Genomic DNA, 22,926 nt, shown 5'->3' with positions numbered 1-22,926 from the left:
CATGCGTTGCGTGCTTCGCGGTCTGTTCGCCACGGCGTTCTCGTTGCTGGCCTTCGCCTGCTCGGCGGGGGATTCCCAGGGCACGTTCACGGAAGGCAAGGACTACAAACGGGTCCGCGAAGTGCAGGCGCCGGCCGATCCCAAGCGCATCGAGGTCAACGAGTTCTTCTGGTACGGTTGTCCGCACTGCTATGCCTTCGATCCGGCCATCGAGGCCTGGGCCAAGACCCGGCCGGGCGACGTCGATTTCGTGCGCGTGCCGACCACGCTCGGCCGGCCGGAGGGCCGGCTGCACGCCAAGGCGTTCTATACCGCCGAGATCTTGAACGCCCTCGATGCGATGCATCCGGCCTTGTTCGACACCCTCCACAAACAGCATCAACCGCTCAACGGCGAGGCGCAGATCCAGGCGCTGTTCAACCGCACGACCGGTGTGCTGCCCGATGTGTTCAGCGCAACGTTCAATGGTTTTGCCGTGGATGCGCGCGTACGCAAGGCCGAACAGCTGGCGATGAGCTACGGGATCACCAGCGTGCCGACGCTGGTCGTCGGCGGCACCTACGTCACCAGCCCGGCGATGGCCCACGGCTTCACGGAAGCCACGCGCGTGCTCGATTTCCTCATCGACAAGGTGCGCAAGGAACGTGCCGGTCGTTGATCGGGGGGCAGGATCGGCCCGGGCCCGGCATCTCGCCGGGCTTTTTGTTCTGGCCTCGGGTCTGGTCGCGGGCATCGCTGCCGCTGCGGCGCCGGCGTTGCCGCTGACCACGGTCGAGCGCGCCTGCGCGCTGATCGGCAGCCGCTTGCAGAGCGTCGGGGTCGAGCGCTGTCTCGCCGCCGGTCTTCAGGCGGCCGAGGGCGCCAGCGTGCACGGCATGCCGCTGCTCTATCGCGATTATCCGCCGACCTCGCGCCGCGCGCCGCCGCAGCGCGTGCTCTTGATCGGCGGTATTCACGGCGACGAGCTGTCGTCGGTGAGCATCGTGTTCCAATGGATGCAACACCTTGCCGAGGCACGCTACCAGCCCTTCCACTGGCGCGTCTTGCCCTGCGCCAATCCGGACGGATTGTTGCGCGACCCGCCGACGCGCACCAATGCGCGCGGGGTCGATCTCAACCGCAATTTTCCAACCCGCGACTGGCAGGCCGAGGCGATGGCCTACTGGGAGAAGCGCACGGGGCGCGATCCGCGCCGCTATCCGGGGCCGGCCGCGCTGTCCGAGCCGGAGACGCGCTGGCTGGTCCAAGAGCTGGAGACGTTTCGGCCCGATGCGATCGTGTCCGTGCATGCGCCCTACGGCGTGCTCGATTTCGACGGGCCGCGCGAGCCGCCGCAGCGCTTTGGTTATCTGCACCTGCACCAGCTCGGCACCTATCCGGGTTCGCTCGGCAATTTCGCCGGAATCAACATCGGCTTGCCGGTGATCACGCTGGAGCTGCCGCACGCCGGCATCATGCCGAGCCTGCCGCAGCAGCAACGCATCTGGGCCGACATGCTGACCTGGCTGGAGAAAAATCTGCCGGCCGAGGCGCCTTTGTATTTCCGCCTCGGCGATCACCCCTGGAACGGGCAGACCGGCGCATCGCCATAGCGGTCTTGCGATCGGCGGCATATGCCGGCCGGTGCGATCAGCGGTTTTCCTCGCGCACGATCTTCCACGAGCCGTCGGCCTGCCGGCGCCAGTACTGCTGCTTGCGCGTGGTCACGCTGAAGTTGTCGGAACGGTAGTCCATCGTGAACTCGGCGAGGACCAGGCCGTCCTCGACGCCGGGATACCGGAACAGGCTGAGGTCGCGCAGCTGCACGTCGATGAACTTTTTGCTCGCATTGACGCGGCGTTTGTGCGCGGCGAAAGCCTTGCGATCCATGCCGTCGGTGCCGAAGTCGTCGGCGTAGTAGGCCAGATATGCCTCGGTGTCGCGATTCGACCATTTCTGCCGCCAGTCCTCGATGCGGCGCAGCAGGCTCTCGCGCAGTGGCGCGATCGCCGCGTCCGGCACCCATTCCAGTTCGTCGCTGAGCACGACCGGGGTTTGGCCGAAGCGCACGTACTGGCGCAGCGCCTCGAGGTCGGCATTGGCCATGGTCACGCAGCCCTCGCTGGAGCGCGGCGGGCGGCTGTACGTGTCGCGCGGCACGCCGTGCAGCCAGATGCCCGAGCCGGTGCGTTGCTGCAAGCGGTCCCAGACGTTGGGATAGTCGAGCGGTAGCGCGCCGGCGCCATAGAGCTCGGGCAAGGCGGCATCGTCGATCCAGTGGGTGATGTGGTAGAGGCCCACCGGCGTGCGCAGATCGCCGGCGGACTGTTTACGCGCGCCGTTGCGGCCCATCGCCGCGTAATGGTGGCGTTCGAGGGCGAGCCTTCCGCCCTGGTTCTGGAGGACGTACAGGCGCGCGCGCTGCAGATCGACCACGACCGCGTGTGGGATGTCGGCGGACAGGTGCAGCAGCGCGTTCGGCACCGTACCCGGCGCCGGGATGGCGCGCTCGCTCGCCAGGCGCAGGCGTGCCTCCTCGGCGAGTTCGCGCAGGCGCGGATCGGTGGACAGGCTGGCTGCCGTCAGCTTGGCCCCTTTTCCGGACAGCGCGGCGAGGAGCTCGCCGTAGAACAGCTGGGCGAGGGAAATGGGGCTCGCGCCGGGTCAGCGCCTCCAGCGTCGACAGCGCATCGTTGGAGCGGCCGGCACGCAATTGTTCGATCGCCGCGGTGAACTGCTGCTCGGGCCCGGGTTCCGAAAGAGCGCCAGCGCTGAACAAGGCGGCGAGCACGCAGGGCAAGATGCGCATCCGTGCACGACAGCTCATGGGAATCGCAGCAGGCAAGCGTCAGCGGGTGTATTCGCGCACGATCTTCCAGCCATCGGCAGTGCGCTCGAAGTCGAGGGTTTTGGTGACGGTATCGGAGAACGTGTCGGAAGCGTAGGACTGGCGGAACACCACGCTCGCGCGCCCCGGGCCGGTAGCCTTGAACTGCGGATCGGTGACGGTCACCCGGATTTGCTTGGGCTGGGAGATGCGTTCGCGCCGCTGCGCCTGCCAGGTGCTGCGCGACAGGCCGCCTTCCGGGACGAACTGCTCGGAATAGGCAGCGAAATAGGCATCGAGATCCTGCTGCGACCAGGCTTGCGCCCAGGCGTCGAGGGCGCGCTGCAGCGCCGCGCGGGTGTCGGCGTCGAGAGTCGGTTCGGCGGGTTCGGCGACCTGCGGCACCGGGCCCGCGCTTGCGACCGGCGCAGCGGCCGGCGCGGCCGGCGTCGACGTGCTTGCTGCCGTCGCTGTTGCTGCCGGCGGCGGCTCGGCCGGCGCGCTGGCATCGAGCTGGTTGATCAGGGCCAGCTTGCGGCGTACGACCTGGTTCGACTCGTCGAGCATCAGCGCCCGGTTGTAGGCAGCGCCGGCGAGGGCGGCATAGATGTCGCCGAGATTCTCATGTGCGGTCGCATAGCTGGGATGCGTGGCCAAAGCCGCTTCAAGGGCGTCGCGCGCTTTTTCGTAATCGCCTTGTGCGGCGTAGAGCACGGCCAGGTTGTTGTATGGCTCGGGGAGCTGCGGGTAGTCGCGGGTGAGGTCGGCAAAGACGCGGATCGCATCCTTGTTGCGTTCCAGCCGCACCAGCGCAAGCCCCTTGGCGAAGCGCGCTTCCGCATCCTGCGGATTGTTCTTCAAATGCTCGTCGAGCAGCCTCAAGGCTTCGTCCGCGCGCCCCTGCTCGATCAGGGTCTGGGCCTGGGCGGAGACGCTCGATGCGAAGGCGACGGGCGAGAGAATGAGCGCCGCGGCGATGGCGGCGATGCGGCAGAACACGGACATACGAAACCCCCGATGATCCTAGCGGCAACTATACCGTAGGCGGGGCGCCGGACGCCGCGCCGTCCTCTCAGCGCGGAGGACTCCCGCCGTAAACGGGCGGCGTGCCCGGCGGCACGCCCTTGAAGCGCTTGTGCACCCAGAAATACTGCGTCGGCACCGGCGCGATGGCCTCCTCGATGATGCGGTTGATGCGCGCCGCATCGGCGCATTCGTCGGCACTCGGAAAATCGGCGAGCGGCGGCAGGATGGTGATGCGGTAGCGTGCGCCGATGCGCTGCGGGAAATACGGCACGACCCGTGCGCGGCCGAGTGCGGCCAGGCGTGCGGTGGCCGTGATCGTGCGCACCGGCATGCCGAAGAACGGGGCGTACACGCTCAAGCGCGCGTCCAGCGTCTGATCCGGGGCATACCAGATGGCATGCCCGCTGCGCAGCGCGCGCACCAAGGGGCGCAGCTCGTCGCGCGGCAGCGCGGGCAGCCCGGAACGGCCCTCACGCCAGTGATGCATCAGATGATCCATGACCGCATTGTTGTAGGGGCGGTACATCGCGTGGAACTTGACGCCGGCCAGGCACAGGAAACGCGCGCCGATCTCCAGCGTCGTGAAATGCCCGGTGAGCAGCAGCACGCCGGAGCCATCGGCCATTGCCGCGCGCAGGTGCTCGAGCCCGACCACCTCGCCGCGCCGGCGCAGCCGCCAGTCCGGCGCGAACCAGGCCAGGGCGGTTTCGAAGATGCCGCGGCCGAGTTCGGCGAAATGGGCGTCGACGAGACGTTCGCGGTCGTGCTCGCCAAGCTGCGGATAGGCGATGGCGAGGTTGGCGCGCACGACGGCGCGGCGCCGGCGCAGGAGCCGCCCGGCTACGCGGCCGAGCCCGGCGCCGAGCATCATCTGCACCGGGATCGGCAGCCAGCTCAGCAGCCAGACGAGTCCGATGCCGACCCAGGTCGGCCAGAGACGGGGGTGCAGCAGGCGGACTTGGAATACGGGTACGGCCATGCATCGATTGTAGCGACGCGCTGCGGGTTCCCGATCGATTCACGCAGGTGCAGGGCGCGCGCCGAGTGCACGCGATTTTGAGCCGCGCTGCGGGACATGCTGGAATGCAGCGGAGATTTCCCAGGCTCGCCGATGCGCCTCGTCTATACGTTCCTGCTGTATCTACTCACGCCCTTCGTGCTGCTGCGCCTGCTCTGGCGCTCGCGCCGGCTTGCCGACTACCGCCGCCGCATCGGCGAGCGTTTCGGTTTCGTGCCGACGCCGGCGCAGCCGGTCGCGGTCTGGGTCCACGCCGTTTCGGTCGGCGAGGCGCTGGCGGCATTGCCGCTCGTGCGTGCACTGGTCGAACGCCACGGGTCGCAGCGCGTGCTGGTGACGACGACGACGCCAACCGGCTCGGCACGCGTGCGCGAGGCGCTGGGTGCGGCCGTTTTGCACGTCTATGCCCCTTACGATTTGCCGCAGGCGGTCGACCGTTTCGTATCCCGCATGCGTCCGCGCTGCGTCGTCGTCATGGAAACCGAGCTGTGGCCCAATCTGTTCCGCGCCTTGCGCCGGCGCGGGATTCCGCTGGTCATCGCCAATGCCCGGCTGTCGGTCCGTTCGTTCAGGGGCTACGCCCGCGTCCGCGGCTTGGCCGCCGCGACCCTGGCCGATTGCACGCACATCGCGGCGCAGAGCGAAGCCGATGCGGCGCGCTTTCGCGCGCTCGGGGCGCCGCCTTCGCGTGTCAGCGTGATCGGCAATCTCAAATTCGACCAGATGGTGCCGCCAGCGCAACGTGCATCGGGCCATGCGCTGCGCCAGGCCCTGGGTTCACGACGGCCGGTGTGGATCGCCGCGAGTACGCACGAGGGCGAGGAAGAGCGTGCCCTCGCCGCGCACCGCCTGTTGCGGCAGGCACTGCCGCAGGCGCTGCTGATTCTGGTGCCGCGCCATCCGCAGCGCTTCGACACGGTCGCTAGCCTGGTCGAACGAGCCGGGTTTACCGCCGTGCGCCGCAGCGCGCTGCCGGCGCATGCGCCGGTGGCGCCATCGACCGCCGTGCTGCTCGGCGACAGCATGGGCGAGATGTTCATGTATTACGCGGCCGCCGATGTCGCTTTCGTCGGCGGTTCGCTGGTTCCGGTCGGCGGTCACAACGTGCTCGAACCGGCGATGCTCGGCAAGCCGGTGCTGTTCGGACCGCACATGCACAATTTCGCCGAGGCGCGCACGCTATTGCTGGATGCCGGTGCCGCGCTCGAGGTAGAGGCACACACGCTCGCCGATACCCTCATTGCCCTACTCGGCGACGCAAAGCGCTGCCAGCGCATGGGCGATGCGGGGTATGCCGCCGTCGCCGCCAACCGCGGTGCGCGCGAGCGCCTGCTCGCCCTGATCGATGCCTTGCCGGAGAGGCCGGTTGCGGACTGAACGCCACCGGCGGACGCCGGCAAGGCGCTTTACACGCGCGCGGCCGAGCGGCGTGTGCGCCACAGGCTATCGGCGGCGTAGAGCACGAGGGCCATCCAGATGCAGGCGAAGCCGACCGCCTGCACGCGTGTGAACGGCTCGCCGTAGAGCAGCACGCCGCAGATGAGCTGCAGGCTCGGCGCCAGATACTGCAGGATGCCGATCGTCGACAGCGGGATCCGGCGCGCGCCGATCGCAAACAGCACCAGCGGCAGCGCGGTGACCAGACCGCTCATCGCCAGCAGCAGATCGACGCGACCGCCGGCGTGACCGAAAACGCCGCTGCCGCGCTGTTCGCTCCACGCCAGGAATGCGAGCGCCGGCAGGAACAGTAACCCGCTCTCCACCGCCAGCCCCTGGACCGAAGGCACCACCGCGAGCTTGCGGATCAGACCGTAGCCGCCAAAGGAGAACGCCAGGCACAGCGCGATCCACGGCATCCGCCCTGCCTGCCAGGTAAGCCAGAGCACGCCCAGCGCGGCGATGCCCACCGCCAGCCACTGCATCGGATGGAGCCGTTCGCGCAGCACCAGCACGCCGAGCAGCACGCTGACCAGCGGGTTGATGAAATAGCCGAGACTGGTCTCGACGATGTGACCGGCGTTGACCGCCCAGATGTACAGCCACCAGTTGACCGCGATCAGCACCGCACTGCCGGCGAGCATGGCCAGCAGTCTGGCGGGCAGGCGGCGCAGCCAGCCGAGGCCTTCGCGCAGGATCAGCCAGGCGGCGACGAACAGCAGGCACCAGACGATGCGGTGCGCCATGACCTGCGTCGCCGGCACCATCGCGAGTTGTTTCCAGTAAATCGGGAACAGGCCCCAGATCAGGTAAGCGCAGGCAGCAGCGATCAAACCCTGGCGCATGTGCGGTACCGGCGGCGGAAAAAGGTGCGCAGTGTACGCCTTCGTCCGCACGCGGATCGGCGTCGCGCTAAAGTGCGGCGGATGTCGATCGGGGGTGGAACATGCACGTGCTCGTCACCGGAGGCACCGGATTCATCGGCCGGCCGCTGTGCGCCGAGCTGCGCCAGCGCGGACACCGGGTCAGCGTACTGACCCGCTCCGCGGTGCGCGCCGCGGCGCGCCTGGGGTCGGATGTGCGCTGCATCGAGCGGCTTGACGCGCTGGCCGGGGATCCGCCCGAGGGCTGCATCCATCTGGCCGGCGAGAATCTCGGCGCCGGGCGCTGGACGCCGGCGCGCAAGCGCGCCTTCGTCGACAGCCGCGTGCACACCACGCGGCATCTGGTGGACGGTCTTGCGCGCTTTGCGCCGCGCCCACGGGTGTTGATCTCGGCGTCGGCGATCGGTTGGTACGGCGCGCGCGGCGACGAGCCCCTGACCGAAGAAGCCCCGCCCGGCGCGCAGCACGAGTTCACCGTGCAGTTGTGCCAGGCCTGGGAGGACGAGGCCCGGCGCGCCGAGGCGCATGGCCTGCGCGTCTGCCGCGTCCGCATCGGCATCGTGCTGGAACGCGATGGCGGTTCGCTGGCGCGGATGTGGCTGCCGTTCCGGCTCGGATTGGGCGGGCCGATCGGCAGCGGCGCGCAGTGGATGTCGTGGATCCACCGCGCCGATCTCGTCGCCCTGCTGATCTGGCTGCTGGAGAATCCGGCCGCGCACGGGGTTTACAACGGCACCGCGCCGGAACCGGTCACCAATCGCACGTTTACGCGGGCGCTGGGGCGCGCATTGCATCGCCCGGCGTGGCTGCCCATGCCCGGTTTTGTGCTGCGGCTCGTTCTCGGCGAGATGGCCGATATCGTCCTCACCGGCCAGCGCGTGGTGCCGCAACGCGCGCTCGAGCAGGGTTTCGTGTTCCGCTATCCGGAACTTTCCGCGGCGCTCGCGGCGATCGCGGGCTGATCGCGCAGCGCTGCATTGCGCAGCAGGTGCAGGCGCAGCAGGGAAGGCTGTCCACCGCCGGCGAGGCGCGCGTCGAACCGGGCGAGCGCCGCGGCTCCGGCGTCGGCGTCCAGGCGCTGGCGCACGGCGTCGATTTCCGTGGCGGAGGCCGGCCGCAGTGCCACCCACCAGCCGCAGAACGCAGCCGTGATGAGCCAGGCGACGGCCGTGCGCCGCGCCCCGTCGGTGCGCAGGAACAGGCGCCGGTAACCGGGCTGCGGCCGCCGCAGCGGGATACGCGCACAGCCGTCGTTCGCCGCCATCGATAGCGGTACCTCGGGGCTGACGGGACTCTCGCGAAGAACGTCCATGGCGGTCGGATGTCGGGCACTCAGAGTCTGAACATCGATAGCAGGCGCGATGCATCTGATCGCAAGGCAGCCGCCGGACGGCGCAGGCCGTCCGGCCGAACGGAGGGCGCCTCCCGTAGAATACGGCGGCATGAAGAGTAGCGGCGGCATGCGGTTTTCGTACGAGTCCCGCACGGTGTGGCCGTGGGCCGCGGATCCGTTCGCCGATCTGCAGCCTTCGCGGCACGAGGCGCTGCTGCGCGAGCGGCCCGAGCGCTATTCCGAGATGGTGCAGAGCATCAGCGGCTATGGCGTCTTCCTGATCGACCGCGCCGGGACGGTCCAGAGCTGGAACCGCGGCGCCCAGCTGATCTCCGGTTTTGCGCGTACGGACGTGCTCGGCCAGCCGATCGACGTCTTGTATCCGCCCGATGCGCAGCGCGAGGGCGTGCCCCGGCGCACGCTCGAATTCGCACGCGCCAACGGGCACTGCCGGGACGAGCAGCGCCGGCGCCGGCGCGATGGCGGCGAGTTCCTCGCGCAGATCGCACTCGATGCGATCCGCGCCGAGAGCGGCGAGCTGCGCGGTTTCGTCGAGGTCTTCCAGGACATCACCGAGGCCAAGCAGCGCGAGGAGCGGCTTTACCAGCGCGCGACGCGCGATGCCCTCACCGGCGTGGCCAATCGCGGGCACTTCGTCGAAATGGCCACGCTCGAGATCGAACGCGCGCGCCGGTTCGCCGAACCGTTGTCGGTGATTCTGCTCGACATCGATCACTTCAAGAGAGTCAACGACACCTACGGCCATGAAGTCGGCGACCGCGTGATCGTGACCGTGGCCAAGACCTGTGCGACGCAGGTGCGCAAAATCGACCTGGTCGGCCGCCTCGGCGGCGAGGAGCTGGCCATCCTGTTGCCGCGTGCGAACAAAGAGCCGGCGACGGAAATGGCCCAGCGGCTGCGGCGCCTCATCGCCGAGCAGCGCGTCCCCGCCGGCAACGGCCGCGAGATCGGGTTCACCGTGAGCATGGGAGTGGCCGCGCTGCGGCCGACCACGCGCGATCTCAACGAGCTGCTGCGCAATGCCGATGCCGCCCTCTACAAGGCCAAGCGCGAGGGACGCAACCGTGTCGAAGTCTGGTTCGAGTAGGCCATGCAGACCATGCAGACGTTGAGCGGGAAGGTCGTCGTCGTCACCGGTGCGTTCGGTCATCTCGGTGCCGCCGTGGCGCATCTCGCCGCTACGCGCGGCGCCCGCGTCGCGATGGTCGATCGCGCGCCGCAGCCGCCGCCCGATCCGCCGGCTGCGGCGTTCGCGCAGGGCGGCGTCGATCTGTCCGACGCCGACGCCGCACGTGTCGTGATGACCGCCATCGCCGCGCAACTGGGTGCGATCGATGCGCTGGTCAATGTCGCCGGCACCTTCCGCTGGGAGACGATCGAAGCCGGCAGCGCGGAAACCTGGGACGCGCTCTATCGCATCAACCTGCGCAGTGCGCTGTGCGCGACGCAGGCCGCCTTGCCGCACCTGCTGCGCCGACCGGCCGGGCGCATCGTCAACGTCGGTGCCCATGCGGCGGCCCGCGCCGGGCTCGGCATGGGCGCGTACGCCGCATCGAAATCCGGCGTCGCACGCCTGACCGAGGCGCTGTCCGAAGAACTCAAGGACCGCGGCATCACCGTCAACGCCGTTTTGCCCGGTATCATCGATACGCCGCAGAACCGCCGGGACATGCCGGATGCCGACCCCACGCGCTGGGTCGCGCCAAGTGCGATCGCCGAAGTGATCGGCTTTCTGCTGACGGACGCCGCAGCGGCGGTCACCGGCGCGCTGATTCCAGTGACCGGCCGGCTCTGAAGTGCCCGTTGCGCTCGGCGGCCGTGTCTTACCGCCGGGCTAGCCGCCGATCGACTGGTAGTACTCCATCAGAATCTTCGCCACTTCCGGGCGCGAGAATTCCGGCGGCGGCGCGATGCCGCGGCCGAGCATCTCGCGCACTTTGGTCCCCGACAGCGTGATGAAATCTTCCGGCGTGTGCCCGGGCGCTTCGCGCATCATCACCACCTTGCCGAGCTTTTTCGACCAGGCCGTGTTGTCGGCGCGGAAGATCTGGATCTTCAGGGCATCGGGCGGAATCGTGTCGAAGATCGTCTGCGCATCGAACGGTCCGTAATAGTTGCCGACGCCGGCGTGGTCACGGCCGACGATCAGGTGCGTGGCACCCATGTTCTGACGGAACACCGCGTGCAGCACCGCCTCGCGCGGACCGGCGTAGAGCATGTCGAAGCCATAGCCGCTGATCATCACCGTGTTCGGCTCGAAGTACAGCTCCACCATCTTGCGGATGCAGGCGTCGCGCACCGGCGCCGGGATGTCGCCTTCCTTGAGTTTGCCGAGCAGCATGTGGATGACGATGCCGTCGGCGTTGAGCCGCTCCTTGGCCATGCGGCACAGCTCCTCGTGCGCGCGGTGCATCGGGTTGCGCGTCTGGAAGGCGACCACGGTGCGCCAGTTGCGCGCCCGGATCTCCTCGCGGATCTGCGGTGCGGTGCGGAACGTGTCCGGGAACTCGGTCTGGAAATAGCTGAAATTCAGCACCTGGATCGGGCCGGAGAGCAGGATGTTGCCGAGCTGCGTGAACACCGCCACGCCCGGATGCTGGGGATCGAGCGTGCCGAAGATCTTCTCGGTCATGAACCGGATTTGTTCATCCGAGACTTTCTCGACGGCCGCAACGTCCATCACCGCGAGCACCGGGTGGCCGTCGACGTTCGGATCGCGCAGCGCGATGCGCATGCCGGCCTTGATCGAGGCATCGCGGGTCAGATTGACGATCGGCACCGGCCAGAACAGCCCCGCGGTCGTGTGCATGTGCTCGGCCACGGACAGGGCGTCGGCCAGATTCATGTAACCGGTGAGCGGGTTGAAATAACCGGCCCCCAGCATCACCGCATTGGCCGCGGCCGCGGAATTGAGCAGCAGCGACGGCAGGGTTTCGGCCTCTGCGCTCAGCGCGCGGCGGCGCGCCTCGTCCTCGACGAACAAGGGCTTGAGTTCAGTGGAACCGTGGGGCTGGATCATCGGGTCGTTCCTCGGCATGGGCGTGAGACAGCGTGGGTGATGTCGGCGCAGGGGTATATCAGCCGATCTCGGTCGCGCTGGTGATGATGCGGCCGACCAGGCCGTAGGCCTTGGCTTCTTCCGCGCTCATCCAGTAGTCGCGCTCGGTGTCCTGCTGGATGCGCTCCAGCGGCTGTCCGGTCTCGCGGGCGAAGATCTCGTTGAGCCGGCTGCGCATGCGCACGATTTCCTTGGCCATGATCGCGATCTCGGAAGCGGTGCCGCCGGCCCCGCCGGAGGGCTGGTGCAGCATGAAGCGTGTGTTCGGCAGGCTCAGGCGGTTCTCGCGCCTGGCCGCGGCATAGATCAGTGCGCCGGCGCTCGCCACCCAACCGGTGCCGATCACGCGCACCACCGGTTTTACGAACTTGATCATGTCGTGCATCGTGTCGCCGGACTCGACGTGACCACCCTGGCTGTTGATGTACACGGTGATCGGATCGTCCGACTCCGCGGACAGCGCCAGCAGCCGCGCGCTGAAGACTTCGGCCACTTTCTGGTTGATCGGGCCGTAGATCAGGATCGTGCGCGCCTTGAACAGCCGCTCCTCGAGCGCATGTGCGCGGCGCTGCGGGGTTTCGTCGGCGGCGTCCTCGCCGAAAAGCATGGGGTCGAACATGGCACCTGCGGATGCGTGGATGGAAAGAGGCGCAATTCTAGCCGCGCGCGGGGACAAGGCGCCCTTGAGTCCATTAGAATCGACGCCCCCGCGCCCGTAGCTCAGCTGGATAGAGTACTTCCCTCCGAAGGAAGGGGTCAGAGGTTCGAATCCTCTCGGGCGCGCCACTTCGCCGCTGCAGTCGGCCCGCAAGCACGCCGGCGGAGAGCGTCAGCGCGCCGGGATGCGCCGCAGGATTGCGGCGGCCAGGGTGTCGTAGGCGCCGTCGAAATGATGGCCGCCGGGCAACTGCTCGGCGTGTACGTGCGCCGCGCCGGCGCTGCGGCACAGCGAGTCGGTCTCCTCCTCGCCGTACAGGCACAGCACGTCCTCGGCGCGCAGGCGCGCGAGCTCCGGCTGCACTGGCAGGCCGTCGGAATCGGACCCGAGCCAGTTGCCCAGGTGGAACTCGAAGGACGCGCGCGCCTCCAGGCCCATCAGCACGATGTGCACGACCGTTCGGCGCGTGGCCGCCGGCAGGCGGTTGACGGCGAAGGGCAGCACATTGGCCCCCTGCGAATAGCCGATGAGGACGGCGCGCGGCCGCTGCCAGCGCGCGGCGTAGTGCCGCAGGATGCGGTCGAGATCGGCGGCGAGGCCCTCCGGCGTGCGTGCGCTCCAGAAATAGCGCAGCGAATCCATCCCGACCACCGGCAGGCCGCGCGCGGCGAGGTGCGCGGCGACCCGCTTGTCGAGCCCGGCCCAGCCGCCGTCGCCGGAGAGCAGCACCGCGAACGTGTCGCCGGGCACGGACGAGGGCACCTCGACGAGCGGCAGATCGGCCAGGGCCCCGGCGGGCGGCGGTGCGGTGTCGGTCTTCTGCTGGGCGAGCCAGGTGTAGGCCTCGAGCAGCGAAGCGGACACGTATCCGGCGCTGCGCATCTGCGCAGCGAAATCGGCGCCGCGTGCCCCGAGGCATGCGTCAGCGTCATCCACGACGAGCCGCCAGGGTATCGCGAGCTGCGGCACGAACTGGAGCACCTGGCCTTGCGCAGTGTTGCGCACATAGCCGGAGCGCTTGTCGGCACACAGCGGCTTGCCCGGCATCGGTTGCGGACACCAGCGCAGGCCGATCGCGCCGCCAAAGAGCTCGGCAGGGGCTGCGGCCGCCATCGCGTAGGCCAGCGCCGCGCCAGCGCCGATGCCGACCACGAGCGGTTTGTAGTATCCCGGAACCCGGGCGTAGCCCTGCAGGTAGTGGGACAGGTTTTCCAGATCACCATCGGGGAACACGCAGTCGCCGCCGCTGGCGTCGAGCGCGCGGCGCAACTGTGCGTAGTCGATGCCACCGACCAACGCCCCGCGCGCTGCCAGCGCCTGCGCGCTGTGCTCGGCATCTGCGTCCCAGCCATTCACATCGGACAGCAACAGCACGAACTGCTGTACGTCGGCGGGCGGCCGATACAGCCGCACGGGCTGGAACAGCCCGTGCGTGATGCGCTCCTGCGCGCTTGCCGGTGTCATCCCCAGCGCGATGCCCACGGTCGCGGCGAGGAAGTAGGCGAATATGCGCAGCAGCGGATTCATTTGGCGATCACGCCACGCAGACCGCCGCCGATCAGCGCGGCGACGTCGGCAAGCACGAACAGCGGGGTCAGTCCACCCGGCGCGGCGAGGTAGCGCGGTTCCCATTGTGGATCGAATTTTTCCTTGAACGCACGCAGTCCCCGGAAGTTGTAGAAGCGCTCGCCGCGCGTGTACAGCAGACGGCCGAGACGATGCCAATGCGAGGCCAGCGGATGTTCGGCCATGCCGGCGAGCGGCGCCATGCCCAGCCCGAAGCGCTGCACACCCTGCGCCTGGAAGTGCCGGATCAGGCTGATGAACAGAAAATCCATCGTCCCCGGCGGCACACCCGGACGATGGCGCATCAGATCGACGCTGGCTTCAAGACCGATCTTCGTCGTCAGCAGCGAGGCAAAAGCGATGATCTCGCCATGCTGGCGCACCAGTGCCAGCGGCACCCGCCGCAGGTAGGCCGGGTCGAAGCTGCCCAGGGAAAACCCCTTCTCCGCGGTCTGCTGCTCGGCAAGCCAGGCGTCGGACACCGCGCGCAATGCAGGCAGCACCGCGGCTGCCGCGCCGGGCGGGATGATCTCGCAGCTCAGTCCCTCGCGTTCGGCGCGGCTGAGCGCGTGGCGCAGCTTGGCACGCGATTTCCCCTGCAGCGAAAAATCCGGAAGCGGCACATAGGCGTACTCGCCGAGCTTGTACAACTGTAGCCCGGCGTCGAGATACAGACTGAGGTGTTGCGGGCGCACCTGGTAGAAGGCTGCACGGCAGCCGGCGGCGCGCGCCTGCTCGAGGAAAGACCAGATCAGCTCGCTCCACTCTTCGGGCGGTCCGACCGGGTCGAACAACGCGATCCACGAGCGCGCGCGCCGGCCGAACATCACGAAGGCGCGCTGCGATTTCGAAAACAGCAAGGCCTTGTCGCCGACCAGCGCCAGCCCTGCCTCGGCGCTCGGTTGCTGGCGGACGATGGCCTCGGCACGTGCCAGCGCCGCGGCATCGGGCAGCGGCGGCGCGGCTGCATGCGGCCGGAACAGCCTCCATGTCGCCAGTAGCAGTGCGACGAGGGCGACCGCGACCTGCGCGCGCAGCGAGCGCGGCGCATGGCCGTCGAATTCGAACTGCCACCACAGCTGGTGCGTGTATTCGACGTCGCGATAGGCGAAGAACAGCAGCGCGGTACTCGCGGCGAGGATCGCGGCGATGGCGAGCAGCCAGCCGGGGCTGAATGGCTGTGCGAACAGCGAAGCCTTGCGCGTGAACTGACGGCGCGAGAGGGCGAGCGCGGCCGCGAGTAGGGTCAGCATCACCGCCTCGGACAGGGCGATGCCCTTGGGAATCGCGAGCACCAGGGCAAACAGCGCGAGCAGCAGCCCGGCCCACCACGCCGCATCCAGGCGCTGCAGCATGCCGCGCGCGACGAACAGCAGGAGCACCCCGGCGATGCTGCCGAGGAAGTGCGACGCCTCGACGAGGCTCAGCGGCACGTACTGCGCAAGCCACGCGGTGGCGCTGTCCGTGGCCGGCGTCGCGCCCGACAGCAGCAGCATCACGCCGACGACTAGCGTGAACGCGGCCAGGCCCAGCGGGGCGAGCGAGGCCGCGGCGCGCACGACCGGCGCGCCGGTGCCCTGGCGCAGTTCGAAACCGACCAGCAGCGCCAGCGCGAGCAGCAGCGGCAGCGCGAAGTAGATCAGGCGATACAGCACGAGCGCGGCCGCCAGCTGCTCGGCGGGCACATGCCCGGAGAGCGCGATCAGCATCACCGCCTCGAACACGCCCATGCCGCCCGGCACGTGACTGATCACGCCGAGCAGCACGGCGATCGAGAAAAAGCCGAGAAAGACGCTGAAGGCCACCGCACCGGGTGGCAGCAGAACCCATAGCACCAGCGCCGCGCCGACGATGTCGAGCGCGGAGAACAGCAGTTGCTGCGCGGCCAGGCCGAACCCCGGCAGGGTGATGCGCACGCGGCCGAACAACCGGTATTCGCCGCTGCGCGCGCACAGCCACAGCAGACCGGCGACGGTGGCGAGCACCGCCGCCGCCAGCAGGCGCAGCAGCAATGCCGGCACGTGTAGCACCGGCGCGACCGCATCGGCGCCCCACAGCAGCGCGACGGCGCCGACCGCCGCGATCCCGAGGCCAAAGGCGACGGCATTGAACGCGATCGCGCGGGCGATCAGCCCGGCCTCCACGCCGGCGGCGGCATACAGGCGCATGCGTACCGCGCCGCCGGTGAGCACGCCGACGCCGATGGCGTTGCCGAGCGCATAGGCGATGAAGGAAGTCGGCGCGACGATCCGGTAGGCCACCCGAGCACCGGCATAGCGCAGCGCGGAATGGTCGTAGCCGCTGAGCGCGGCAAAACTCAGCGCCGTCGCCAGCACCGCCCAGCCCAGGGCATCCGGAGGAGTCGCGCGCACGGCGGCCACGACGTCGGCGAGGCGTAGCTCGGCGAGCAGGCCGCGCAGCGTATGCAGCAGCAGCGCGCTGACCAGCAGCGCGAACACGGCCACCAGCACGTGCCGGCTGCGGTCGAGCAGCGCCAGCACGGACGCTGCTGCGCCCGTGGTCTCGGAGGTGGGATGCGGCTTGTCCAAGTGACGGGTTCTCCGGCAAAACCGGTGCGGTCGGGATGGACCTGGGTCGGCCCGATCCGTTCCGGGCGCGCATCCTACCCAGTCTGCGTCGGCGCGCCTATCCGGTCGGGCTGGCGCGCACGCCAATGCCCGCGCCGGTCGCCGCCGTTTCGCCGGGATGGGCCGCCCGGCGCGGGCCGTAACGCCGACGGATCAGAAGGCGTATTCGAGCTGTGCCCACAGTTTGTCGGTGTCCGCGGTGCCCGATCCGGGCGCGGCGCGGTAACGCGCGGCCTTGATCAGGCCAGTGAGCGCGCCGGCCAGCGGCATGCCGGCGGAGATGTCGAATTCATCGCCATGGCGGCCGGGCTGCGCACAAGACGCGGCAGTGGCGAAGCGATGCCAGACGGCGGTGAGCCTGAGCGGACCGATGGCGCCCTGCGCCGCGGCGTAAAGATCCGCGATGCCGGTATCCGGTGTCGTCAGAAAGGCATCGGCCCAGCCCTGGAAGGCGTGCTTGGTCGCCAGCGGGGTTTGCAGGCCGTAGCGGCCGTGGTCGCTGCCCAGCACCTCGTATCCGAGCGTGAGCGCCACCGGCGCAATGCCAACGCCGATTTCGGCGAGCGCGTATCCCGCGCGGAAGTCGCCGGCCGCCGTCTGTGCCTGTTGCCGCGCGTATTCCACGGCGTAGCTTAAGCTGGCGCGCGCACCCAGTGGCCTGCGGCCGTGCCCGCGCAGGCCGAAGCTGACGGTATCCGCCGTGCCCGGTGCGGCGAAGTCGAGCCGGTAGAGGTAGGCAGTCAACGCGAGCCATGGCCGTGCGCGCAGGCCCAGGTTGAACAAATGGCCTTCGAGGTCGAGGTCGGCGCCGGTGACGGTGTGCACGTTCGTCAGATAGGCATACTGCCCGCTCGGTCCGGTGGCGCTGTCGCCCCAGCGCAGGAACGCGCCGTCGAAGGTCTGTTCGTTCTGACGCCAGGCGACATTCCCGACCCAGCGCGCGTTGTCGAGCACGAGCCGGCTGCGACCCAGGCTCAGGTTCAGTCCGGGCACGCCGGTGTACCGCAGGCCGAACTGGTTGACCTCGGTGCCCGGCGGATCGGCGATCGTCGAATGGCCCGGTGTCACCGGTGCGTAGTCGTCGATCGGCGCGGCCACGGATTCCATCTCGACGAATCCTTCGAGCGCCGACCACGGCGCCGTCGTATAGCCGAGCCGCGTGCGCAGGGTCAGAGCCGCGGCGTCGGCGAGCGCGCCGTCCTGTGTCACGGTCTCGTAGCGCAGGCGCAAATCGAGGCTCGTCCGGCCCTCGCTGAGGGCCGCGATGCGGTCGGCGCCATTCGCCGCTGCGCAGACGGCCAGCAGCGATGCCGCCGCCAGGCGGTGTGTTCTGTCATATCGATTCATGATGTCCAGGCTCCGCGTACGCCGGTATGCCGGCGCCAAAACGAACAGGCATTGCAGACTCCGCGTGGGCGTGCCATCGGGCAGGCGTGCGTGCGCGAAGCGGCACGATGTCTTTTCCGGTGGCCCGCGGTTGGACGCCGTTGTCCTGGGCCCCGGTACGCGACAGCGCGGTGGTGGGGCAGATCGCCGCGTGTCTGCCGAAGCAAAGGGTGTGCCAGCACCAGCGCGAGGGCATGGTTTTTGCGGGGCGGTGCCTGGTTTCCGGATGCCGACTCACTGCCCTGTCATGCGCGTCCTGCTCGTCGATGACGACTCTTCCCGCAGCACCCTGCTGCGCCAGGCGCTGATCGATGACGACCACGCGGTCGTCGCCGTGCTCGCGACGGCGGACGACCTGCTGGCGGCGGTGACGCGGCACCAGCCCGACGTGATTCTCATCGACGTCGATAGCCCGCGCCGCGATCTCTTTGAGTCGCTGACCCAGATCTCGCGTGAGCGGCCGTGCCCGATCGTGTTGTTCGCCGCGTACAGTGACGCCGAGACGGCGCGCCGCGCAGTCCAGGCCGGTGTGTCCGCATACGTCGTCGACGGGCTTGCGCCCGCGCGCCTGAAGGCGGTGATCGATGTCGCCATCGCCCGGTTCGAGCAGCATCAGGCGCTGCAGCGTGAGCTTGCGCAAACCAAGCTGCGGCTCGCCGACCGGCGCGATGTCGAACGCGCCAAGGGAGTGCTGATGGAGCGCCGCCGGCTGTCGGAAGCCGAGGCGTACGCGCAGCTGCGCAAGATGGCCATGGACCGCAAGCTCTCGATCGGAGATGCCGCGCGCGCGCTGCTCGCCGCAGCGGAGTTGCTGTAGGGCCGGAGCCTGCACCAAGAACCGCAAGGCAAGACGCGCCGGCCCGGCGGCATGCCGCTGGACATCGCCGCGGCGGTGTGCACGCCGCGATGGATGGCGCGGTCGGCGATGTCCCGCCGGCGAGCTCGGCGCGCACCGCGCTGAGCTGAAGACGCGCCCGCTGCTGGTGCGCGCGTGCCACGACGGTGCGTGCAGACCCGGCTGGATGGACCCAGCGACATGGCACGCCGCTTGCTTCGACGGCGGTGACCGCGGTGTGCAGGACGACGGTGTTCTGCGCACCGCGGATGAGGGTACTCCAGGACAACGGCGTCCATGACGCGGTCGGCGGACCGCGACGTGGGCGCTTTTTTTTTGCGCCGATTCTGACGAGGAGCCATTCATGCCGCCCTTGCACAAGGCCACGACGATCCGCCTGTTCAGCCTGGCCACGCCGCAGATGCGTGCGTTCCACTTGAGCTGGCTTGCGTTCTTCGTCTGCTTTTTCGCGTGGTTCGCCTGCGCCCCGCTGATGCCGGTGATCAAGGGCGAGTTCGCCCTGACCAAGGATCAGATCGCCAACATCAACATCGCCGCGGTCGCGGTGACGATTCTCGCGCGCCTGATCATCGGCCCGCTGTGCGACCGCTTTGGCCCACGCAAGGCCTATACCGGGCTTTTGCTCGTCGGCGCGCTGCCGGTGTTCGGCGTCGCCGCGGCGCAGAGCTACGAGAGCTTTTTGTTCTTTCGCCTGGCCATCGGTGCGATCGGCGCGAGCTTCGTCATCACCCAGTACCACACCTCGGTGATGTTCGCGCCCAACGTCGTCGGCACGGCCAACGCGACGGCGGCGGGCTGGGGCAATGCCGGTGGCGGCGCCGCGCAGGCGTTGATGCCGCTGCTGCTGGCGGCCCTGGTCTGGCTCGGTGTCGAGCAGACGCTGGGCTGGCGCTTCGCGCTGCTCACCCCGGGGGTGCTGATGCTGGTCTGCGCGTGGCTGTACTGGCGTTACACGCAGGACTGTCCGGCCGGTGATTACGCCACGCTGCGCGCCGCCGGGCAGCTCCCAGCAAACGACAAGAAAGCCGGCTGGCAGAGCTTCAAGCGCGCCTGCGCCAACTATCGCGTCTGGCTGCTGTTCGTGACCTACGGCGCCTGCTTCGGTGTCGAGATCTTCATCCACAACATCGCCGCGAGCCATTACGTCGAACGCTTTGGCCTGTCGCTGAAAACCGCGGGGCTGGCCGCCGCCAGCTTCGGTCTGCTGGCCCTGTTCGCGCGCGCCCTCGGCGGTTATGTCTCGGACCGCATCGCGCGTCGCTTCGGGCTCGATGGCCGCGGCCTCTTGCTGTTCGCGCTGATCCTCGGGGAAGGGCTTGGGCTGCTGTGGTTCGCGCAGGCCGAAACAGTCGCGCTCGCCGTCGTCGCAATGATCACCTTTGGCCTGTTCACGCACATGGCCTGCGGCGCGACCTATGCGCTGGTGCCCTTCGTCGATCGTCAGGCGCTCGGCGGCGTCGCCGGCATTGTCGGCGCCGGCGGCAATGTCGGCGCGGTCGCCGCCGGTTTTCTGATGAAAGGTGTGGGTAGCACGCAGGAATGCCTGCTGCTGCTCGGCGTTTGCGTGAGCATGGCCGCGCTGTGCGCGATCGCGGTGCGCTTTTCTGCTGAACACAAGGCCCGTGAACAGCGGCTCTACGAGCAGGCGCTCACCGAGCGCGCGGCCGCCGCGTAACCGGCACTGACTCCGGAGCTCAAGCCATGAAACTCGTCGTCATCGGCAACGGCATGGTCGGCCATCGCCTCCTCGAGGAGCTGAGCGCGGCAGCGCTGCCCGATCTTCATATCACCGTGCTCTGCGAAGAGCCGCGGCCGGCCTACGACCGCGTGCAACTCTCCTCGTTTTTCTCCGGCAAGAGCGCCGCGGATCTGTCGCTGGTTGCGCCCGGCTTTTTCGAGCGCAGCGGCATCACGCTGCGCCTGAACACCCGGGCGAGTGCGATCGACCGCGCGCGCAGGCAGGTCACGACCGCGAACGGCGACACCCTGCATTACGACAAACTCGTGCTCGCCACCGGCTCGTATCCCTTCGTGCCGCCGGTGCCGGGCAGCGACCGGCCGGATTGCTTCGTTTACCGCACGATCGAAGATCTCGAGGCCTTGCGCGAGGCGGGCAGGCGCGCCCGGGTCGGCGTCGTCGTCGGCGGAGGTCTGCTCGGGCTCGAAGCAGCCAAGGCGGTCCAGGACATGGGGCTCGTCACCCACGTCGTCGAGTTCGCGCCGCGGCTGATGGCCGTGCAGATCGACGACGGCGGCGGGCGCCTGCTGCGCAGCAAGATCGAGGCGCTGGGCGTGACCGTGCACACACAGAAGAATACGGTCGAGATCGTCGATGGCGACACCGCGCGCCACAAGCTGAGGTTCGCCGATGGCACCGAGCTCGAAACCGATCTGATCGTGTTCTCGGCCGGCATCCGCCCGCGCGACGAACTGGCGCGCGCCTGCGGGCTTGCGGTGGGCCCGCGCGGCGGCATCGTCATCGACAACCACTGCCGCACGCCCGACGACGACATCTATGCGATCGGCGAATGCGCGCTGTGGAACGGAAAGATTTACGGCCTGGTGGCGCCGGGCTACGAGATGGCGCGGGTTTGCGCCGCGCATCTGGCGGCGGGCCTGGCGGCCGAGCGCCGCGCCACACAGCCGCTACCGGCGTTCCACGGTGCCGACATGAGCACCAAGCTCAAGCTCATGGGCGTGGAGGTCGCCAGCATCGGCGATGCGCTGGGCACCACGCCCGGCGCGCAGGTCTGCCTCTACAGCGATGAGCGCAAGCAGGTCTACAAGAAGCTGGTGATCTCCGCCGACGGCAAGCGCCTGCTCGGCGCCGTGCTCGTCGGCGATGCCGGCGAGTACGCCGCGCTGCTGCAGATGATGCGCAGCGGCAGCGCACTGCCGGACCGGCCGGAGCTGCTGATCCTGCCGGCCAGCGACGGCGCGGACAAATCCGCACTGGGCGTCGATGCCTGGCCCGACACCGCGCCGGTCTGCTCGTGCAACAACGTCGCCAAGGGCGCGGTCTGTGCCGCGGTGCGCGCGGGCGCGACCAGTATCGGTGCGATCAAATCGGCGACGCGCGCCGGCACCGGCTGCGGCGGTTGCGTGCCGCTGATCACGCAGATCATGAAGGCCGAGATGAAGAAACAAGGCCTGTCGGTCAACCACCACCTGTGCGAACACTTTGCGTATTCGCGCCAGGAGCTGTATCACCTGGTGCGCGTCGGCGGCATCCGCGACTTCGCCACACTGCTCGCCCGGCATGGCAAGGGCCTGGGCTGCGATGTGTGCAAGCCGGTCGCCGCAAGCATCTTCGCCTCGTGCTGGAACGAGTTCGTGCTCGCCCGGGACAAGGCCGCGCTGCAGGACACCAACGATTATTTCCTCGCCAACCTGCAGAAGGACGGGACCTACTCCATCGTGCCGCGCATCGCCGGCGGCGAGATCACCCCGGAGAAACTGATCAAGATCGGCGAGGTCGCGAAGAAATACCGCTTGTACACCAAGATCACCGGCGGCCAGCGCATCGACCTGTTCGGCGCGCGTGTGGATCAGTTGCCGTTGATCTGGCAGGAGCTGATTGATGCCGGTTTCGAGTCCGGCCATGCCTACGGCAAGGCCGTGCGCACGGTGAAGTCCTGCGTCGGCAGCACCTGGTGCCGCTACGGCGTGCAGGATTCGGTCGGCATGGCGTTGAAGATCGAGCATCGTTACAAGGGCCTGCGCGCGCCGCACAAGCTCAAGCTCGCGGTGTCCGGCTGCGCCCGCGAATGCGCCGAGGCGCAGTCCAAGGACGTCGGCGTGATCGCCACCGAGAAGGGCTGGAATCTCTATGTCTGCGGCAACGGCGGCATGAAGCCGCGGCACGCCGAGCTGCTCGCCGGCGATCTCGACGAGCAGACCCTGATCCGCTACATCGACCGTTTCCTGATGTTCTACATCCGTACCGCGGATCGTTTGCAGCGCACCAGCACCTGGCGCGACAACCTCGAAGGCGGGCTCGATTACCTCAAGGACGTCATCGTCCACGACAAGCTCGGCATCGGTGCGGAGCTGGAAGCGGAGATGGCGCAGGTGATCGGCAGCTATGTCTGCGAATGGAAGAAGGCGCTCGAAGACCCGCAGACCCGCAAGCGCTTCCGCAGCTTCGTCAACGGCGACGGCGTCGATGAGCACGTCGTTTTCGTCGAGGAACGCGGGCAGATCCGTCCGGCGACGCCCGCCGAGAAGCAGGCGCGCTTCAAGGGCATCGCCGTGGTCAACGAGCCGGCATGACGCATAGGAGGTCTGAC

Annotated in this window: 19 protein-coding genes and 1 tRNA gene; 10 read left to right on the top strand and 10 right to left on the bottom strand. The window is 68.7% G+C overall.

Going from position 1 to position 22,926, the window contains the following annotated elements; translation table 11 throughout:
- Position 1: 1 nt before the first annotated feature.
- A complete protein-coding gene (locus BMZ48_RS00730; RefSeq protein WP_091530071.1) occupies positions 2-658 on the top strand; it encodes a thiol:disulfide interchange protein DsbA/DsbL in 657 nt (218 codons plus the stop codon).
- Positions 645-1,592 (top strand): M14 family murein peptide amidase A, encoded by a 948-nt coding sequence (locus BMZ48_RS00725; protein ID WP_091530068.1) that lies wholly within the window; start codon positions 645-647, stop codon positions 1,590-1,592. Before BMZ48_RS00730 ends, BMZ48_RS00725 begins: the two co-directional genes overlap by 14 nt.
- Before the next feature lie 37 nt (positions 1,593-1,629).
- Here the strand turns inward: BMZ48_RS00725 and BMZ48_RS00720 are convergent, their stop codons facing one another.
- The 3 genes from BMZ48_RS00720 to lpxL all read right to left on the bottom strand — a co-directional run bounded on the left by BMZ48_RS00720 (position 1,630) and on the right by lpxL (position 4,811).
- Positions 1,630-2,463, bottom strand: a complete 834-nt coding sequence (locus BMZ48_RS00720; protein ID WP_159431029.1) for a L,D-transpeptidase family protein — start codon at positions 2,461-2,463, stop codon at positions 1,630-1,632.
- A 364-nt stretch (positions 2,464-2,827) separates the two neighbouring features.
- A complete protein-coding gene (locus BMZ48_RS00715; RefSeq protein ID WP_091530061.1) occupies positions 2,828-3,811 on the bottom strand; it encodes a YybH family protein in 984 nt (327 codons plus the stop codon).
- 67 nt (positions 3,812-3,878) lie between these two features.
- Positions 3,879-4,811 (bottom strand): LpxL/LpxP family Kdo(2)-lipid IV(A) lauroyl/palmitoleoyl acyltransferase, encoded by a 933-nt coding sequence (lpxL, locus tag BMZ48_RS00710; protein ID WP_091530058.1) that lies wholly within the window; start codon positions 4,809-4,811, stop codon positions 3,879-3,881.
- A 132-nt stretch (positions 4,812-4,943) separates the two neighbouring features.
- Between lpxL and waaA the strand changes: the two genes are divergently transcribed.
- Complete coding sequence (gene waaA / locus BMZ48_RS00705) at positions 4,944-6,227, top strand: lipid IV(A) 3-deoxy-D-manno-octulosonic acid transferase (RefSeq protein ID WP_091530705.1); 1,284 nt, start codon at positions 4,944-4,946, stop codon at positions 6,225-6,227.
- A 29-nt stretch (positions 6,228-6,256) separates the two neighbouring features.
- Here waaA and rarD read toward each other — a convergent pair whose 3' ends face one another.
- Positions 6,257-7,132 (bottom strand): EamA family transporter RarD, encoded by an 876-nt coding sequence (gene rarD, locus BMZ48_RS00700; protein ID WP_091530055.1) that lies wholly within the window; start codon positions 7,130-7,132, stop codon positions 6,257-6,259.
- 101 nt (positions 7,133-7,233) lie between these two features.
- Between rarD and BMZ48_RS00695 the strand changes: the two genes are divergently transcribed.
- Positions 7,234-8,133 carry a TIGR01777 family oxidoreductase gene (locus tag BMZ48_RS00695; RefSeq protein ID WP_091530051.1) on the top strand — a complete coding sequence of 300 codons (900 nt, stop codon included), beginning with the start codon at positions 7,234-7,236 and terminating at the stop codon, positions 8,131-8,133.
- On the opposite strand, the gene BMZ48_RS12935 is transcribed toward BMZ48_RS00695, so the two are convergent.
- Positions 8,091-8,483 carry a hypothetical protein gene (locus tag BMZ48_RS12935; protein WP_091530049.1) on the bottom strand — a complete coding sequence of 131 codons (393 nt, stop codon included), beginning with the start codon at positions 8,481-8,483 and terminating at the stop codon, positions 8,091-8,093. The two genes, BMZ48_RS00695 and BMZ48_RS12935, sit on opposite strands and share 43 nt — an antisense overlap.
- Before the next feature lie 130 nt (positions 8,484-8,613).
- On the opposite strand from BMZ48_RS12935, the gene BMZ48_RS00685 reads away from it, so the two are divergent.
- Complete coding sequence (locus tag BMZ48_RS00685; RefSeq protein WP_159431028.1) at positions 8,614-9,612, top strand: GGDEF domain-containing protein; 999 nt, start codon at positions 8,614-8,616, stop codon at positions 9,610-9,612.
- A gap of 3 nt (positions 9,613-9,615) precedes the next feature.
- Positions 9,616-10,320, top strand: coding sequence for an SDR family NAD(P)-dependent oxidoreductase (locus tag BMZ48_RS00680; RefSeq protein ID WP_234981451.1), 705 nt, complete (start codon positions 9,616-9,618; stop codon positions 10,318-10,320).
- 39 nt (positions 10,321-10,359) lie between these two features.
- Here BMZ48_RS00680 and sat read toward each other — a convergent pair whose 3' ends face one another.
- Together sat and BMZ48_RS00670 are read right to left on the bottom strand one after the other, a co-directional pair.
- A complete protein-coding gene (sat, locus tag BMZ48_RS00675; RefSeq protein ID WP_091530043.1) occupies positions 10,360-11,544 on the bottom strand; it encodes a sulfate adenylyltransferase in 1,185 nt (394 codons plus the stop codon).
- Positions 11,545-11,602: 58 nt separating this feature from the next.
- Entirely contained in the window at positions 11,603-12,202 is a 600-nt protein-coding gene (locus BMZ48_RS00670; protein ID WP_200769464.1) for an ATP-dependent Clp protease proteolytic subunit, read from the bottom strand.
- A gap of 90 nt (positions 12,203-12,292) precedes the next feature.
- On the opposite strand from BMZ48_RS00670, the gene BMZ48_RS00665 reads away from it, so the two are divergent.
- A tRNA-Arg gene (locus BMZ48_RS00665) sits at positions 12,293-12,369 on the top strand.
- Between the two features lie 43 nt (positions 12,370-12,412).
- On the opposite strand, the gene BMZ48_RS00660 is transcribed toward BMZ48_RS00665, so the two are convergent.
- The 3 genes from BMZ48_RS00660 to BMZ48_RS00650 all read right to left on the bottom strand — a co-directional run bounded on the left by BMZ48_RS00660 (position 12,413) and on the right by BMZ48_RS00650 (position 17,742).
- Positions 12,413-13,768 (bottom strand): virulence factor family protein, encoded by a 1,356-nt coding sequence (locus BMZ48_RS00660; protein ID WP_159431027.1) that lies wholly within the window; start codon positions 13,766-13,768, stop codon positions 12,413-12,415.
- Positions 13,765-16,356 (bottom strand): bifunctional lysylphosphatidylglycerol flippase/synthetase MprF, encoded by a 2,592-nt coding sequence (mprF, locus tag BMZ48_RS00655; RefSeq protein ID WP_234981450.1) that lies wholly within the window; start codon positions 16,354-16,356, stop codon positions 13,765-13,767. Before mprF ends, BMZ48_RS00660 begins: the two co-directional genes overlap by 4 nt.
- A 192-nt stretch (positions 16,357-16,548) precedes the next feature.
- Positions 16,549-17,742 (bottom strand): alginate export family protein, encoded by a 1,194-nt coding sequence (locus BMZ48_RS00650; protein WP_091530041.1) that lies wholly within the window; start codon positions 17,740-17,742, stop codon positions 16,549-16,551.
- 286 nt (positions 17,743-18,028) lie between these two features.
- Here BMZ48_RS00650 and BMZ48_RS00645 point away from each other — a divergent pair, with 286 nt between their 5' ends.
- The 3 genes from BMZ48_RS00645 to nirB all read left to right on the top strand — a co-directional run bounded on the left by BMZ48_RS00645 (position 18,029) and on the right by nirB (position 22,909).
- Positions 18,029-18,598 (top strand): ANTAR domain-containing response regulator, encoded by a 570-nt coding sequence (locus BMZ48_RS00645; protein WP_091530038.1) that lies wholly within the window; start codon positions 18,029-18,031, stop codon positions 18,596-18,598.
- 382 nt (positions 18,599-18,980) lie between these two features.
- A complete protein-coding gene (locus BMZ48_RS00640; protein ID WP_091530036.1) occupies positions 18,981-20,312 on the top strand; it encodes an MFS transporter in 1,332 nt (443 codons plus the stop codon).
- Between the two features lie 26 nt (positions 20,313-20,338).
- Entirely contained in the window at positions 20,339-22,909 is a 2,571-nt protein-coding gene (gene nirB / locus BMZ48_RS00635; RefSeq protein WP_091530033.1) for a nitrite reductase large subunit NirB, read from the top strand.
- Positions 22,910-22,926 lie beyond the last annotated feature (17 nt).

The organism is Fontimonas thermophila, assembly GCF_900113085.1.
GTDB lineage: Bacteria > Pseudomonadota > Gammaproteobacteria > Nevskiales > Nevskiaceae > Solimonas > Solimonas thermophila.
The sequence above is the reverse complement of the archived record's forward strand: the minus strand, read 5'-3'. Positions and strand labels throughout refer to the sequence as shown.